This is a genomic window from Sorangium sp. So ce693 (genome assembly GCF_051521375.1).
In the GTDB taxonomy this organism is placed as follows: Bacteria; Myxococcota_A; Polyangia; order Polyangiales; family Polyangiaceae; genus Sorangium; species Sorangium atrum.
Genome location: NZ_CP150347.1, coordinates 4,488,882 through 4,502,657 on the forward strand (window position 1 = coordinate 4,488,882; position 13,776 = coordinate 4,502,657).

At 72.3% G+C, this 13,776-nt stretch carries 8 protein-coding genes; 5 read left to right on the forward strand and 3 right to left on the reverse strand.

Features of this window, described 5'->3' with window-relative positions:
- Positions 1–82: 82 nt before the first annotated feature.
- Positions 83–1,735: a hypothetical protein gene (locus WMF14_RS17000; protein ID WP_437802187.1), complete on the reverse strand. Its 1,653-nt coding sequence runs from the start codon at positions 1,733–1,735 to the stop codon at positions 83–85.
- Positions 1,736–1,914: 179 nt separating this feature from the next.
- Here WMF14_RS17000 and WMF14_RS17005 point away from each other — a divergent pair, with 179 nt between their 5' ends.
- The 5 genes from WMF14_RS17005 (at position 1,915) to WMF14_RS17025 (ending at position 11,225) form a co-directional block, all read left to right on the forward strand.
- The gene (locus WMF14_RS17005; protein ID WP_437802188.1) at positions 1,915–2,502 is read left to right on the forward strand and encodes a gluconate 2-dehydrogenase subunit 3 family protein; all 588 of its coding nucleotides are present in this window, start codon (positions 1,915–1,917) and stop codon (positions 2,500–2,502) included.
- Positions 2,499–4,145 carry a GMC family oxidoreductase N-terminal domain-containing protein gene (locus WMF14_RS17010; protein ID WP_437802190.1) on the forward strand — a complete coding sequence of 549 codons (1,647 nt, stop codon included), beginning with the start codon at positions 2,499–2,501 and terminating at the stop codon, positions 4,143–4,145. Before WMF14_RS17005 ends, WMF14_RS17010 begins: the two co-directional genes overlap by 4 nt.
- A gap of 299 nt (positions 4,146–4,444) precedes the next feature.
- Positions 4,445–6,178 (forward strand): sigma-54-dependent transcriptional regulator, encoded by a 1,734-nt coding sequence (locus WMF14_RS17015; RefSeq protein WP_437802192.1) that lies wholly within the window; start codon positions 4,445–4,447, stop codon positions 6,176–6,178.
- A 401-nt stretch (positions 6,179–6,579) separates the two neighbouring features.
- The gene (locus WMF14_RS17020) at positions 6,580–7,914 is read left to right on the forward strand and encodes a zinc-ribbon domain-containing protein (RefSeq protein ID WP_437802193.1); all 1,335 of its coding nucleotides are present in this window, start codon (positions 6,580–6,582) and stop codon (positions 7,912–7,914) included.
- Positions 7,915–8,123: 209 nt separating this feature from the next.
- Positions 8,124–11,225, forward strand: a complete 3,102-nt coding sequence (locus tag WMF14_RS17025) for a hypothetical protein (protein WP_437802195.1) — start codon at positions 8,124–8,126, stop codon at positions 11,223–11,225.
- 4 nt (positions 11,226–11,229) lie between these two features.
- On the opposite strand, the gene WMF14_RS17030 is transcribed toward WMF14_RS17025, so the two are convergent.
- Together WMF14_RS17030 and WMF14_RS17035 are read right to left on the reverse strand one after the other, a co-directional pair.
- Positions 11,230–12,804, reverse strand: a complete 1,575-nt coding sequence (locus WMF14_RS17030) for a hypothetical protein (RefSeq protein WP_437802197.1) — start codon at positions 12,802–12,804, stop codon at positions 11,230–11,232.
- Between the two features lie 280 nt (positions 12,805–13,084).
- Positions 13,085–13,768, reverse strand: a complete 684-nt coding sequence (locus tag WMF14_RS17035) for a hypothetical protein (protein WP_272098197.1) — start codon at positions 13,766–13,768, stop codon at positions 13,085–13,087.
- Positions 13,769–13,776 lie beyond the last annotated feature (8 nt).

The following is a 13,776-nucleotide window of genomic DNA, read 5'->3' on the forward strand; positions in this document are numbered from 1 at the left end:
GGCGCGGGGCGAAGGGGCCGCGAGGCGAAGCGCGAGACGAGGCGCACGCTCCGGCGACGCGCGCGCTTCGTCGGAGCGCTCGTCAGGGATACGACGTCTTCCCGTAGATGCACCAGGCGCCGCCCTTCCGGAGGGCGATGGCCTGGAGGAGCCTGTAGTCGGCCTTGAACCTGGGGTCGTCGTACGAGGCGCGGGAGGAGGGCACCGTCGGGTTCTTGCAGTCGATCCCGGAGGAGATGACCAAGAAGTAACGCGGGTTCTTCGCGAAGATCGCGTCGGTGTAGCCGGCCCCGACCTTGTGCGTGTACCCGCCCGGCAGGCGGGAGACCTCGGGGCTGAGCAGCCCGAGCATGTCGACGACCGGGAAGCCCGTGCGGTAACCGACGTAGCCGATGTCGGCCAGCGCGATGGGCCCAGGCTCCGCGTTCTGGGCGAGCCACTCCGCGGAGCGCCCTGCCGCGTCGTCCCAGAAGCCCTTGTCGTTGACGAGGAGGTTCCGCTGGGCCCGCACGAGCTCGCCGGCGCGGGTCGCGATCGTGATCGCGCCGAACGCTGCGATCGCGATCGACGCCACGCGCTCGCGGCGCGCTGCGATCGCGCGGACCGCGTCGTCGGCGAGCAGGAACGCGAACGGCTCTGCCGGCGCGAGGAACCGGAAGTAAGGCATCCAGTCGCCGCCCACCGCGACGACGTACACGCCGAAGAGCAGCGCGATCGACGCGATCGCGAGGCCGCTCCGGCGCCGGTGGACGATGGACGAGGCGACCGACAGGAGCCCGAGCCACAGGAAGGCGCCGGCGTGCTGCGCGTACTTGCGGACGTAGTCGCCCCCGCCCTGGATCTGCAGCGCGAAGTCGCCCGTCTTCGCGGCGAGCGTGTTCGGGAGCCATGCGCCGTAGTAGCTGTGCCGCCACACGAGGTGCGCGGCGACCGGGAGCGCGAACGCGATGAGGCGCAGCGCGCTCCGGCGCGAGAGCGCCTGCTCCGAGTGCCAGACGACGAGCAGACCGAGGAACAGCGGCGCCTCGGGGCGGGTGAGCGCGGCGAGCGCGAACACAGCGCCGGACAAGGGGAACCAGGGGAATGAGGAGAAGACGAGCGCGGATCGAGCGCCGCCGTCGTCGCTGGCGGCGTCCTCTTCACGGAAGAAGAGCTCGGTCCCCGCGAGCGTGAGCAGGAGGAACAGCGGCGTCTCCAGCCCGAACACCGCGTAGCCGGAGAAGAGGACGCTCATCGCGAGCAGCCACGTCGCGAGGCAGGGCACGTTCGAGAACGGACGCAGCCGCCGGGAGAGGAGGTACGTCGGGACGAGCGCACCTGCAGCGCAGGCGGCGCCGAGCACCTTCGACGCCGCCGCCGGCGCCGCGCCGAGCTTCACCGCCGCGGCGAGGAGCACCGTCCAGAGGAAGTTCGTGTAGCCCTCGACGCGCTCGCCCACGTTGTAAACGAGCCCATTTCCGTTCGCGAGGTTCTCCGCGTACCGGAACGAGATGTATGCGTCGTCGATCGTGAAGCTCGCGACGCGGAGCGCAGCCGCGATCGTGATCACCATCGGCGCGAGCAGCCCGAGCGTGAGCTCCAGCGAAGCGGGGAGGGGAGCGCCAGCGAGCCAGCTTCGAAGATCGCGCGCCGGCGAGGCGTGGCGCTCCGCTCCCGACGGCTCCTCGCCTTCGAGGGACTCGTCGTATCCCACCTCCTCGCTCCTCTCCCCTGTGGTCACGGGCTCGTCGCTCATCGGGCGCCGACCATACCGCGATTGTCACAGCCACAACGTCGAGCCGCGTAAATCGGGACAGGATGGTGTGCGCACATCCCGACGCAGTGCGAACGAAATTGCGCACTCCGACTGTAGGACTACGCTGTCGAGGCAGCCACGGCGACGGCTTCCCGTGCTGACAAGGAAGGAGTCGAGTGATGAGCGAGCTCGTTGCGCACCTGCCCGTGATCGGTCCCGTCGTCGCCCTGGTGGCGCTCGCCCTCGCCGCCGTCTTGCTCGCGCGCAGGGCGTCGGCTCCCGCTGCTCCCTCTTCCGCGCTGTCCGTGAAGGAGCGGGCCATCGTGGCGGCCTGCGCTGACGCCCTGTTCCCGGCCGGGGGTCCAATCCCGGTCTCCGGCACGGAGGCCGGGCTGGTCGAGTACATGGACCGCTACGTCGCGCGCACGCCGCGGCCTCTCCGGCCCTACATGCGGCTGCTGTTCCACTTCGTCGAGCTCTCGCCGTGGGTCTTCGGGCCGCGCCGCGCCCGCTTCACGCGTCTCCCGCAGGCCGATCGCATCGCGGTGCTCGCGTCGATGGCGCAGAGCTGCATCTATCTCCGGCGGGTGACGTTCCTCTCGCTGCGGACGATGCTCTCCATGGGCTATCTCGCGAACGAGAAGGTCGCCGGCGCGATCGGCGTCGCCTGCTGCGCCACGCCCTTCGAGCGCCGCGCCGCCGGGAGAGCGGCGGGTGAGCCCGCCGCCGCGGCGCCCCCGTCGCTCGTGCCGGGGGTGACGGCATGAAGCTCCCCGTCTTCCCGGAGCCGCCTCGCGCCGTGAGCCGCGAGCGCGGCGAGCGGCGCTCGCTCTCCGAGGCCACGCTCCGATCGCGGGGCGCTGTGGAGCCGCTCGCGCCCGGCGAGCCGCGCACCCAGGTGAAGGTGTTCGCCGACTACGAGGGCGAGGTGCGGGCGTCGTGCGAGGTGCTCGTCGTCGGCTCGGGTCCGGGCGGCGCGGTCGTCGCCAAGGAGCTCGCCGAGGCGGGGCGCGACGTGATCCTCGTCGAGGAGGGGCCGCCGTTCGGGGTGGAGGATTTCCGCCAGGAGGCGGGCGAGTCGCTCTCGCGCACGCTGCGCGAGGGCGGGATGCGCGCCGCCCGCGGGCGCATGCTCATCCCGACCATGCAGGCGATCGCGCTCGGGGGCGGCTCGGTCGTCAACTCGGCCATCTGCGCGCGCTCGCCCGCCTGGGTGTTCGACAAGTGGGCAGAGCGGACCGGCACGGCCTCGCTCACCCTGGACGCGCTGCTGCCCCACTACGATCGCGTCGAGCGCCTGCTCGGCGTCTCGCCCACGCCGATGGAAGTGCAGGGCGAGCGCAACCTGCGCTTCAAGCGCGGCTGCGATGCGCTGGGGCTGTCGAGCGAGCCGACCCACCGCAACGTGCGCGGCTGCCGCGGCTCGGGCGAGTGCTTCACGGGGTGTCGCAACCGCGCAAAGATGTCGACCGACGTCTCGTACGTCCCCGCCGCGATCCGGGCGGGCGCGCGCGTCTTCACCAGCGTGCGCGCCGAGCACCTGCTCCTCTCCGGCAGGCGCGCCGCCGGGATGCGCGGGCGCACGATCGAGCCCTTCACGTGGCGCGAGGGGGCGTCCGTCGAGATAAGGGCGGAGCTCGTCGTGCTGGCGGCCGGCTGCATGGCGACCCCGCTCATCCTGCTCCGCAGCGGCGCCGCCGGCTCGAGCGGCTACGTGGGCAACGAGCTGCAGCTCCACCCGGGGCTCGCCATCATGGCGGTGTTCCCCGAGCCCATCGATCCATGGGAGGGCGCGACCCAGGGCTATCATTCGCTCCACTTCATCGAGCAAGGGATCAAGCTGGAGGTCCTCTGGTCGCCTCCGGCGGTGCTCGCCGCGCGATTCCCCGGCTTCGGGCACGACTACCAGCGTCACCTCCGGACATACAACCGGATGGCGCCGTTCGACGTCATCATTGCTGCCGAGCAGTCGCGCGGGACGGTGCGTCCGAAGCGAGGCAGCTGGGACCCTGATGTGCGATTCGACTACGCACCGCGCGACGTCGAGAAGATCCAGCGCGGTCTCGGCATCCTGTCCGACATCTGCTGGGCGGCGGGGGCCTCGTCGATCCTGCCCGGGCTGCACGGGGTGCCCGACGAGCTGAGGTCGCCGAAAGAAGCCGAGATCCTGAAGAGCAAACGGCTCGACGGACGAGACACGATCACCGCGGCGAATCACGCCTTCGGCACGGCGCGGATGTCGAGGCGCCCGCGGGACGGGGTGGTCGATGAGGAGGGGCGCTGCCACGATCTGGACAATGTGTACGTCGCTGACACGAGCGTCTTTCCTGGAAGTCCCGCAGTGAATCCGATGCTTACGTGCATGGCGCTGGCCGATCGGATCGCATGCGGCATCATCGAGCGCTGGTGAGGCGCGCGGCGGCGTGTCACCACAGGAGTCAGTGAGCCAGGGGCGCCGCATCCGTCGGGCAGGCACGGCATGTCGCGGACGGTATGTGAGGGGGGCTTTGCACCCGAGAAGGAGGCAACTCCCGAGTTGATACGAGGCCCCCGCGAGGTACAAGTTTAACGGCACGTTTCAACTCGCACGGGGCCGAGCCGTCCGTCCGCCGAGCTGGGAGGGAAGCTTTGGGACCGAACGCAGTTTCAGCTGCAATTCCGCGCGGACAAGCGCGCTCGCCGCATCGGAGCCACAGCCATCACGGCCGCGTGCTCCTCGTCGAAGACGAGCCCGACCAGGCGGCCATCCTCGAGGCGGTACTGCGCCACGAAGGGCTCGACGTCGTCGTGGCGTCGAGCGGCGAGCAAGCGCTCGAGATCCACCAGCGGACGCCGGCTGACGTGCTCGTCACGGATCTCAACCTGCCGGGCATGACGGGGGTCGATCTGATGCGCCGGCTCTCGCCCGGCGAGCTCGAGGGGCCCGAGCCGAAGGCGCCGCCGCCCCACGTGGTCATGGTCACCGGCGCGGCGTCGATCACGAGCGCCGTCGACGCGCTCAAGCTGGGAGCGGCCGACTACCTCCAGAAGCCGCTCGATCCGGCGCGCCTCGTGCTGCTCGTGCGTGAGCTCCTCTCGTCGCCGCCGACCGAGTTCGACGACGACGATCCCCTCCATGGGCAGCTCGTGTTCGAGGGGATGATCGGCGGCTCGCCGCGGATGCGGGAGGTCTTCACCCGCATCGATCGCGTCGCCGCGACGATGGCCCCCGTGCTCATCGTCGGCGAGAGCGGCACGGGCAAGGAGCTCGTCGCGCGCGCCATTCACAACCGGAGCCGCCGCCGCGCGGGACCGTTCGTGCCGGTCCACACGGGCGCGATCCCGCGCGAGCTCATCGGCAGCGAGCTCTTCGGCCACGAGAAGGGCTCGTTCACCGGCGCGTTCGCGGCCGCGGAGGGCAAGTTCGAGGCGGCGGCTGGCGGCACCGTCTTCCTCGACGAGGTAGGCACGATGGACGCGGCCGTGCAGGTCAGCCTCCTCCGCGTGCTCGAGACGTACAGGTTCACGCGCGTCGGCGGGCGCAAGGAGATCGAGGCCGACGTCCGCGTCGTCGCCGCCACGAACAAGGACCTGCTCGACCTCGTCGACGACTGCGTCTTCCGCGAGGACCTCTACTACCGGCTCAACGTGTTCACGGTGACGCTGCCTCCGCTACGCGAGCGCAGGGAGGACGTCCTGCCCATCGCCGAGCGCTTCCTGCTGAAGTTCGCCAAGCGCTACGGCACCCCGGCCCGCCGCCTCTCGGACGCCGCCGTCGAGCGGCTGGCCGAGCACGACTGGCCCGGCAACGTCCGCGAGCTGCGCAACGTCATCGAGCAGACGGCGCTCTTCGCCTCGAACGAGCTGGTGTCGGCCAACGACGTCCAGCTCGGCCAGGGCCGGATCGAGCGGCGCGCGGGCCGGCGTTCCTATGACAGCATCCCGTCGGCGAGGGTGGCGGCGCCGGTCGCCCCTGCCGAGCCGGCCGAGCCGCTCTCCGTGCCGATCGTTCATGCCGCCGACCTGGTGGTCCCGTCCGAGCCCGTGCCGTCGCACGTCGGCGCGCAGCCCGTGCCGTCCTCCATCGGCCCTGCCTCGATGCCGCGGAGGCCGGGGGAGACGGGCACGCACGAGGCCGAGCCGTCGCGGGACGCCGGCGAAGCGGCGGAGCACCCGCTCGTGCTGCGCCTTCCTGTCGGGACGCGCCTGGCGGATGCGGAGCGCAAGCTCATCCTGCTGACCCTCGAGGCGGTGCGCGGCAACAAACAGCGCGCCGCCCGCGTGCTCGGGATCAGCCGCCGCGGCCTGTACTCGAAGCTGCAGGCGTACGGGGAGCACGTGGGGAGCCACGAGGCCCAGGGGCACAGCGAGAGCGCCGAGCCGCAGGACCCGGTCGACGACGTGCCGGTCGTCACCGACGAGCCCGCCCTGGAAGAGCTCGGCTCCGCGCGCGGCGACGCCTGACGGGCATCCTTGCCGCTCCGCGCCGCGAACGCACGCCGCGCCGCGCCGCGAGCTCACACCGCCACACCGCAGGTTCGCAGTACCGCAGCAATCACGGGTCGCGCGGGCGCGCCGAGTGTGAGCCGCCTCCCAGCGCGGATGGGCCCATGAGCCGCGCCGCGAGGCGGCTGGTCGCACTCCGGGACCCGACCTGCGCGCTGCTGCGCCGCACCCCGACAACGGTCCCGTCGGCGGTCCGTCCCTTTGTGCTTTACGAAGGGACGACGACCTCGGCTATCGTAAAGCGGAGCTGCGAGATCAGACGCGCGACTGGCACGTCAGAGAGCGGGCCACCGGCGCGGTATCAAGGTAAACTCTACGCGACGCCTCGCCGGCACTACACCCCAGCGGGCCAGCCCCCAATGAAGATCACCTGCCAGTCCTGTCAGTCGAAGTACACCGTCTCGGACGAGAAGGTCCAAGGCAGAACCGTCAAGATCAAGTGCCGCAAATGCGGCGCCACGATCCTCGTGAACAGCTCGGGCGTGACGACGAACGGCGGGCTCGCCGATCCGGTGTCCGGCACGAGCGTTCCGAATGATGGGACGACGTACCTGGTCAACGTGGCGGACGGCGATCAGCGCTCGATGGCGCTGGCCGAGATCGTCACGAGCTACCAGTCGGGGGTGATCAACGCCGAGACGTACGTCTGGGCGGACGGCATGGCCGACTGGCAGCCGCTCGGCCAGATCGACTCGATCGTCGCGGCCCTGCACGCAGGCAGCGCTCCTGCCTCGGCGGCCGCGCAGGAGGCGCCGGTGCAGTCGACGTCCGTGCCCAGCGGGGGAGCGGCCCTCGGGCAGACCTCCCCGGGAGTCGAGTCGGTCGCGGCGGCCGCTCCTCGGGCAGCGGCGGTGCGTCGCGATCCGGCGCGCCCGACGCAGGATCTCTTCGGCGGGAGCCCGGGCGTCGAGGCGCACCGGCCCAGCTCCGACGACGTGGCGACGAGCGCACCGCTCTTCAAGAGCGGCGCCGCGCCTGGCCAGCGCGACGAGAACTCGATGCTGTTCTCGCTGAGCGCCCTCACGGCGAAGGCCGCCGCTCCTGCCCCGGCGCGGGCGGCCGTCAGCGCCTCGGAGGACTCCGGCCTCATCGACCTGAAGGCCCTCGCATCGGGAGCCGGCGTCCGAGCGCCGTCGCCTGTCGCGAGCATCGTCGCCAACGATGGCGGCCTGTTCCAGCTCAGCGCGCCGATCGTGACCACGGCGCGAGCGCCGTCGGTCGCGCCGCCGAACGTCGGCGAGGCCCCTTCCAAGAACCGCGCCCCCTTGATCATCGGCGCGGGCATCGCGATCGCGGGCATCGCGATCGCAGGCGTCTTCTTCCTGATGAAGGGCGGCGGCAGCACGCCGGTTCCCGCTGCGGTGGAGACGACGCCGCCCACGGCCGCCGCGCCGGCGACGACGGCGCCCCCCGAGCCGGAGCCGGCGCCCACCGCGTCGGCGACGGCGTCGGCGACCGCGACGGCAGAGCCGGTCGCGAGCGCTGCGCCGAGCGCCACGCCGACGGCAGCAGGGGCGCGCCCGAGCACGAGGCCGTCGACGCGACCGAGCACCGGCGGCAGCACCGCAGGCAAGCAGACGCCTGCTGCCGCCGCCCCGGCGCCGGCCGCTCCGGCCCCCGCGAAGCGCGGCGGCTGCGGGTGCGCGGCCGGCGATCTGATGTGCGCGATGCAGTGCTCCGCAAAGGGCAAGTGAACGCGCACCGGCCGTCGTCCGATCGGTGAGCGGAGATCCTCGTCGCCGGAGCCGCGCGCGCGGCGGCTGCTCCGGCGCTGGCTCTGCGATGCGCGAGCGGCATGAGCCAGACGCTGCAGACACGCGCGACGCGCGCCGCGGCTGAACCTTCGAGCGGGCGCCCGCAAGGACGGTGCGGCGCCCGGACCGCCGCGCTAGCATCGTCCGTCATGAGTGAGCCCGACGGGCGGCTGCGCGCGCCGATGCCTCGGTGGATGCCGGGCGCGGCGCGGCGCTCCGCGATGGCGCTGCTCCTCTGCGCGAGCGCGGCAGGGTGCGGTGGACGGGCGGCGATGACGCCATCCGGAGGACAGGCGTCGAGCGATCGCAGCGCCGCTGGGCAGGCGTCGCGCCAGGCTCCGGGCGGGCGAGCCTCGCAGGGCGCGCTCGTGACCATGGTCACTCCATCGCGACTGCTCCCCGACCTCGTCGGAGAGCGCGGCGTGGTGGCCAGCGAGGCGGGGGCCAAGCGGGTGCTCATCGATCGCATGCGCGTCGTCGCGCACGACGATGGATCGCTCGAGCGCGCCGCCGACCTGTTGCCGTCGGGTCAGGTCACCTCGCTCAAGCTGCCGACGCGCCTGGGCGGCGGTTACCTGTTCTACTCCTCGAACCGCGGCAGCGCGCAGCTCTGGCGGGCTCAGGCGTGGCTCGCCCCGCTCGAGCCGCTCGTCCAGCTGCCGTCGGAGGCGAACGAGATCCTCGCGGGGTTCGATCGCCTCTACGCTCGGCTCTCGCACAGCCACCGGCTCCTCGCGATCGACGCGCAGACGGGCGCGGCGATGCCGCTCGGCCCGCTCCCACCGGCGAGCTCGTACGGCCAGATCGCGTTCGCCGACGGCTGGCGCGCCGTGGTCGAGGCCGATCTGCGCGGCTTGCTCGTCACGTTCGACGCAGGGGCCACCTGGCGTGAGGTGGAGATCGACGCGCGGCCGACCTCCGTCGCCGTCGTCGGCGGCGATCCTGCCGTGATGACCGCGAGCGGGCTCTACGCGGTCGATGCGCGCGGCGGCGTCACGTACCGCGCGCTGGAGGTCTCCGACGACGTGCACGAGCCGCCGGCGCGCGCCCAGGGGCCTCTCGGGAGGCGCCCGCTCCGCGCGGCGGTCGAGGACGGGTGGCCCGACTCGAGCACGACCGCGGTGGTGGCTCGCGGCGGCGCCCTGGCGCGCGTCTCGCTGCGCGACGGGGCGGTCATCGACGTCGCGCCCGACGCCTATCCGGAGCGAGAGGCGGCCTGCCATGCGATCCGCGCGGGGGCGTCGTTCGGGTTCGTGTGCGGCGAGCGCGAGGGGCCGACGACCCTGTACGCCTTCCAGCCGCCGCTCGGCATGCGCCGGCTGATGCGCTTCGACGAGCCCCGCTTCGTTGTCGCGAGCGGCAACGGTGCGCTGGTGATCCGCGGCTCCTGCAGCGAAGACAGCGCGGTGCGCGCCGGGCGTGCGTACTGCGTCGTCGCCGCCGACGGGCGCACCCGCGAGATCCACGTCCGCGCGCCCGCGCGAGACGCCGGCATCGAGCGCGTCGTCGCGCTGTCCGACGGCCGCATCGCCGTCCTCTCGCCGCCTCGCCTGGACGCATCGGGGCAGCTCACGCTGCTCAAGGGGAGCGACGTCACGACCGTCCCGCTGATCCTCCCGGGCAAGCCGCGCAGCACCGCGCGCGATCTGCAGCGCGGTATGTGGATCGAAGGGTTCGAGGAGCGTGAGCCCGGCGTCATCGGCGGCTGGGTAGAGGCAGGCGGTCCGATCGTGGGCGTTCGGATCGACGCGAAGAGCGGGAAGGTGACCGCCGGCGCGCCGCGCCAGGACGGCACGGGCGCGCTGTTGTCAGGGCGGTTCGCGTTCTCCCTCGGAGAAGGCGAGCGCGCCGCCGAGTCGACGGACGGCGGGATGACCTGGCGCGCGCTCGATCTGCCGGAGCGGGACGACGACACCGCGGCGTCGAGGACGCGCGCGTGCGGCCCCGTCGGCTGCGTCTTCAGGGGGTGGATCCGGGTCGGCTGGGGCAAGGCGGCGATGCCGGACGATCTCGCCGAGGCGAAGCCGCCGCCTGTGCTTCAGATGCCGCTCCGCGCGGGGAGCCCGATCGCGATGCGCTGCGAGGCCCTCGGCTCCTCGACGCCACCGCTGCCGGACAAGCCTTCCGCCGCGCCGTCCGCGCGCACCGAGGGAGCGCGCCCGGCCTCGTCGGTCACGCGCTCGGCGTCGACGGAGACACCGACGTCGCCGTGGGCTCCTTTCCGCAACACTCCGCCGCCCAAGCGCGGGGCGGACGAGATCGGCCTCGACAACGGGGCTCCGTACGACATCGTGACGATGCGCGCCTACGCATGGGGCAAGCGAGGCGCAGACTGGGCGCGCGCCGGGCGCTGGCTCCTCCGTTTCGACGATCGCTTCGACCCGGATGGCGGGGTGCGCTCCAGCGGCGTGAGCGCCTCGCCTTGGTCGGATGAGGCGTCGGCCGCCGAGGCGCTCGGGGTGGTGAGCCAGGGGGCGGCGTCCTGGGGCGCGTACCTCGACCCTGGCGGACGGGCCGCGCTGACCCACGTGTGTCGCGGCGCCGGATGCAGCCTGTTCGCAGCCTCTGAAGGGCTGCCGATCCTTCCGTTGCGCGACAGCGCCGGCCGCGCCGGCAATTTCCTCCGGCCGTTTCCGAACGGCGCCGTGCGGCTCGGCGAGACGTGGTTCTTCGTGACGCCCGGCGGCTCGTATGACGTCGTGGCGCTGTGGCGCGCCGACCTCGGGATCGCGCGGCAGCTGGCGACCTACTATCGGCCTGGCCGCGCCGGCTACGGCGTGGATCCTCCGCGCCTGGTCCGGCGTGCGCTGGGCGGCGGTGTCGGCCTGCTCATCTCGGCGGCTCCCGACCCTGGCGTGCGCGCCGGCTCCTGGCACGTGCTCCCGATCGACCGCGAGACCGGCGCGCTCGGCGAGGCGGTGCCGCTCGGCCGCAAGGACCTCGCGGATACACGGCTCGAGCGGTGTACTCCGGGGCAGGACGGCTGGCTCCTCGACACGAGCCTGGAGGGCTCGCCGAGCTTCGATGTCGTCGGCAGCTCTCCCTCCGTCGACGGCGCCGAGTTCAGGCTTCGCCTCGATCCAGGCAGCGCGTGCGTCGAGGCGATGGCGGTGAGGCTGCAGGGCGCCTTCTCGAAGGCGCCCGAGAAGCAGAGCGACGTCGGCGCCGGCGCGATCCCGCTCGCTGCGACCGAGCGCGCGACGGGCCGGAGGTGGCGGTTGCGCTGCGAGCCGAAGGACGCCGCCAGATGATCCGCTAGTGGGTGATGGCGTCCGGCGAAACGGCGTTCACCCGTCCTTCGACGCCGACCTCCTCGCCTTGCCCGTAGCGGATGGCCCCGAGCCAGTCGGCCGTCCATGCGATCGGCGTGGCGGAGCTGTCGAGCTGCGCAGGGCCTGAAGCGTTCACGACGATCTCGCCGATCATCCCTGCCTTCTCCGATGCCTCGGTGCCAGCGCGCCACAGGAGCTTGAGCCCGCCAGCGCACAGCATCGCCATGCAGTCGCTGGAGCAGTCGGAGTAGCCGCCGAGCAGCTCGCCGAGCGCCTGGCACTCTGCCGCAGCGGCGAGCGCTGCAGGGACGGACTCCGCATCCGCCTCCGCTGCGACCCCGAGCCCGGTCACTCCGCCGATGTATCGGGTCGGCGACCACGTCAGCGTCCCCGCGAGCCGGAGCACGTCGCCGGGATCCGCCGTCCACGACATGAAATGTTCCGATGGTACGCCCGCGTTGTCAGCGGTCACGCTGCCGAGCCAGCTCGCCTCGAAGAGCGCGCGTCCCTGCATGTCTCCCGCGCCGCTCAGCTGGCCATCGAGCGCGAGCGGCGTAGCCGCGAGCCCGGCATGGGCCCATCCACGACACCTGTTGCGCAGGGGGACTGGGAGGGCGGCGAGGTGCGCCTGTGCCGCCGCGTCCCAGTCACCCTCGATGCGCTGCGCGGCAAACGCGGTCGCCTGGGCCGGCGGCGCGGCGCGCTGCATCGCGTCGAGCAGGGACGCGGCTTCCGCGCCGGCAGGCAAGAACGCGTCGAGCAGCTGCTCGGTCGCTGCTTCGAGCATCGCGGTCAGCCCCTCAGCCGTCACGAGGGTCAGCTTCGTGTCGAGGCGCGTCGCCGCCATATCGATCGGCAGGTCCTTGATCGGGACCCAGACGTCGCGCGCCGACCCGGCCTGCAGCTCTCGTTCGCCCACGCAACCCCACATGATCCGACCGCTGTGCAGAGCGACGGTAAGGCTCGGCCCTACAGGCGCGCCCTTGACGACCACCGGCTCGCCTGGACCGCCGTGCGCCACGAGCGCGCCCACGGGTGCTTCGGGCGCAGCAGCCGCGATCTCCTCGCAGGTGGCCTCCGCGACGACGCTCGCCGTCCAGCCCTTCGCGACCCGCGTTCCGTCGTAGACCGGGATGACGCGGAGCGTGCCGAAACCCTCCGCGCTCACCGAAACACCGAGCTCGGCGGATGGCCCCTTCTTCGTCGCGGCGCGCAGCCGAAACGTGCTCCCCAGAGTCGACGCGTGGAGCTGAACCGAGGCCCTGCCATTTTCGTCCGCGACGGCCGTCGTGCGGTCGACCCATGCACCCGCAGCTTCGCCGAGGAGGGTGAAGCTCACCTCGTAGGGCGCGGGCGGTTGTCCCGTGACCCAGACCGTGCGCAGCTCCCCTGGCACGAGCTGGAGCGTACCTTCCTCCTCGAACGCCAAGACGGTGGGTTGACCGGCGTCCCCGGGCGTATCGGGGCCATCCACCGACCCCTCGGCCATACGAAAAGAGCAGGACGCCAGTCCGACGATGGCGATCCAGGGAGCCGAGTACTTCCAAGGCAAGCTCACGCTTGGAGTGTACCTTGCATCTCCCCCGGCGAACAGCGGAGGGCGAAACGTACGACGTCCTTCCGGGTGAGCCATGTCCATCGACCACCGACCCTGCCGAGCAGAGCTTGGGGCGAGCGGGTTCACACAGGGGTGACGTCGCGAGCCGTGCCGCGAGGCGGTGGTGCCAGGGCCACGTGGCGGCAGCGGACGACCGCAGGGCAGCGGACGTCCCGCTGTGCGAGCGGTGGCGCCGCGCCTCGAGGCATGAGGCAGACGGCGCCGGACCGCAGGGACGCGACTACTTCACGTAGATCTGGGCGACGGCGAGGCCGCTGCCGCGGACGGTCATGATGGCCTTCGCGGGGCCGCCGACGGGGAGCGGATTCTTGAAGCAAGTGCCTTTGCCGCCGAGCGTGGCGTTCGGTCCGGTGGTGTTGTCCTGAGAGAGCACCACGGGCGGCAGCATCGGCGCGGGCTGGGCGACGATCTGCAGGTTGAGCTCCTGGACGCCGAGGCCCACGCCGATCACCGAATAACACTTGCCCGGCTGGATATTGAACGGCTGCTCGAGCGTCTGGCCGTCCTGGAACTGCCCGGCAAACGCGCCGCCTTCCGGCTGCATGCCCTGGACCTCGGAGGCCGCCATGGCGGTGAGGATCGGGGTCGCTGCGCTGACCGCGGCAGGCGCGATCGGGGTCGCCTGGCCGGTGCTCGTGCCCGTCGCGGTCGGCGTCTGCGTCGGGGTGGGGGTCGTGGTGGCAGGCGGCGTGTACTGGCCCGGCTGCTGGGTGGGTTGGCCGTACTGGCCAGGCTGGGCGGGCTGACCGTACTGGCCAGGCGGGTATTGTCCGGGCGGGTACTGGGTTGACGCCCCGTACTGGTTCTGCATCTGCGACGGGTTGTTCGGCTCCGGGTCGCTGCCGCCGCAGGCGAGGGGCGCGAGGCCGAGCAGGGCCGCTGGGATGAGGACGTGCAAGCGCATACGAGGCT

Bases quoted from the DNA above. Each gene is read 5' to 3' on its own strand.
- WMF14_RS17005 (WP_437802188.1), top strand. From the start codon at position 1,915: ATGAGCGAGCTCGTTGCGCACCTGCCCGTGATCGGTCCCGTCGTCGCC.
- WMF14_RS17000 (WP_437802187.1), bottom strand. From the start codon at position 1,735: ATGAGCGACGAGCCCGTGACCACAGGGGAGAGGAGCGAGGAGGTGGGA.
- WMF14_RS17010 (WP_437802190.1), top strand. From the start codon at position 2,499: ATGAAGCTCCCCGTCTTCCCGGAGCCGCCTCGCGCCGTGAGCCGCGAG.
- WMF14_RS17020 (WP_437802193.1), top strand. From the start codon at position 6,580: ATGAAGATCACCTGCCAGTCCTGTCAGTCGAAGTACACCGTCTCGGAC.
- WMF14_RS17035 (WP_272098197.1), bottom strand. From the start codon at position 13,768: ATGCGCTTGCACGTCCTCATCCCAGCGGCCCTGCTCGGCCTCGCGCCC.
- WMF14_RS17025 (WP_437802195.1), top strand. From the start codon at position 8,124: ATGAGTGAGCCCGACGGGCGGCTGCGCGCGCCGATGCCTCGGTGGATG.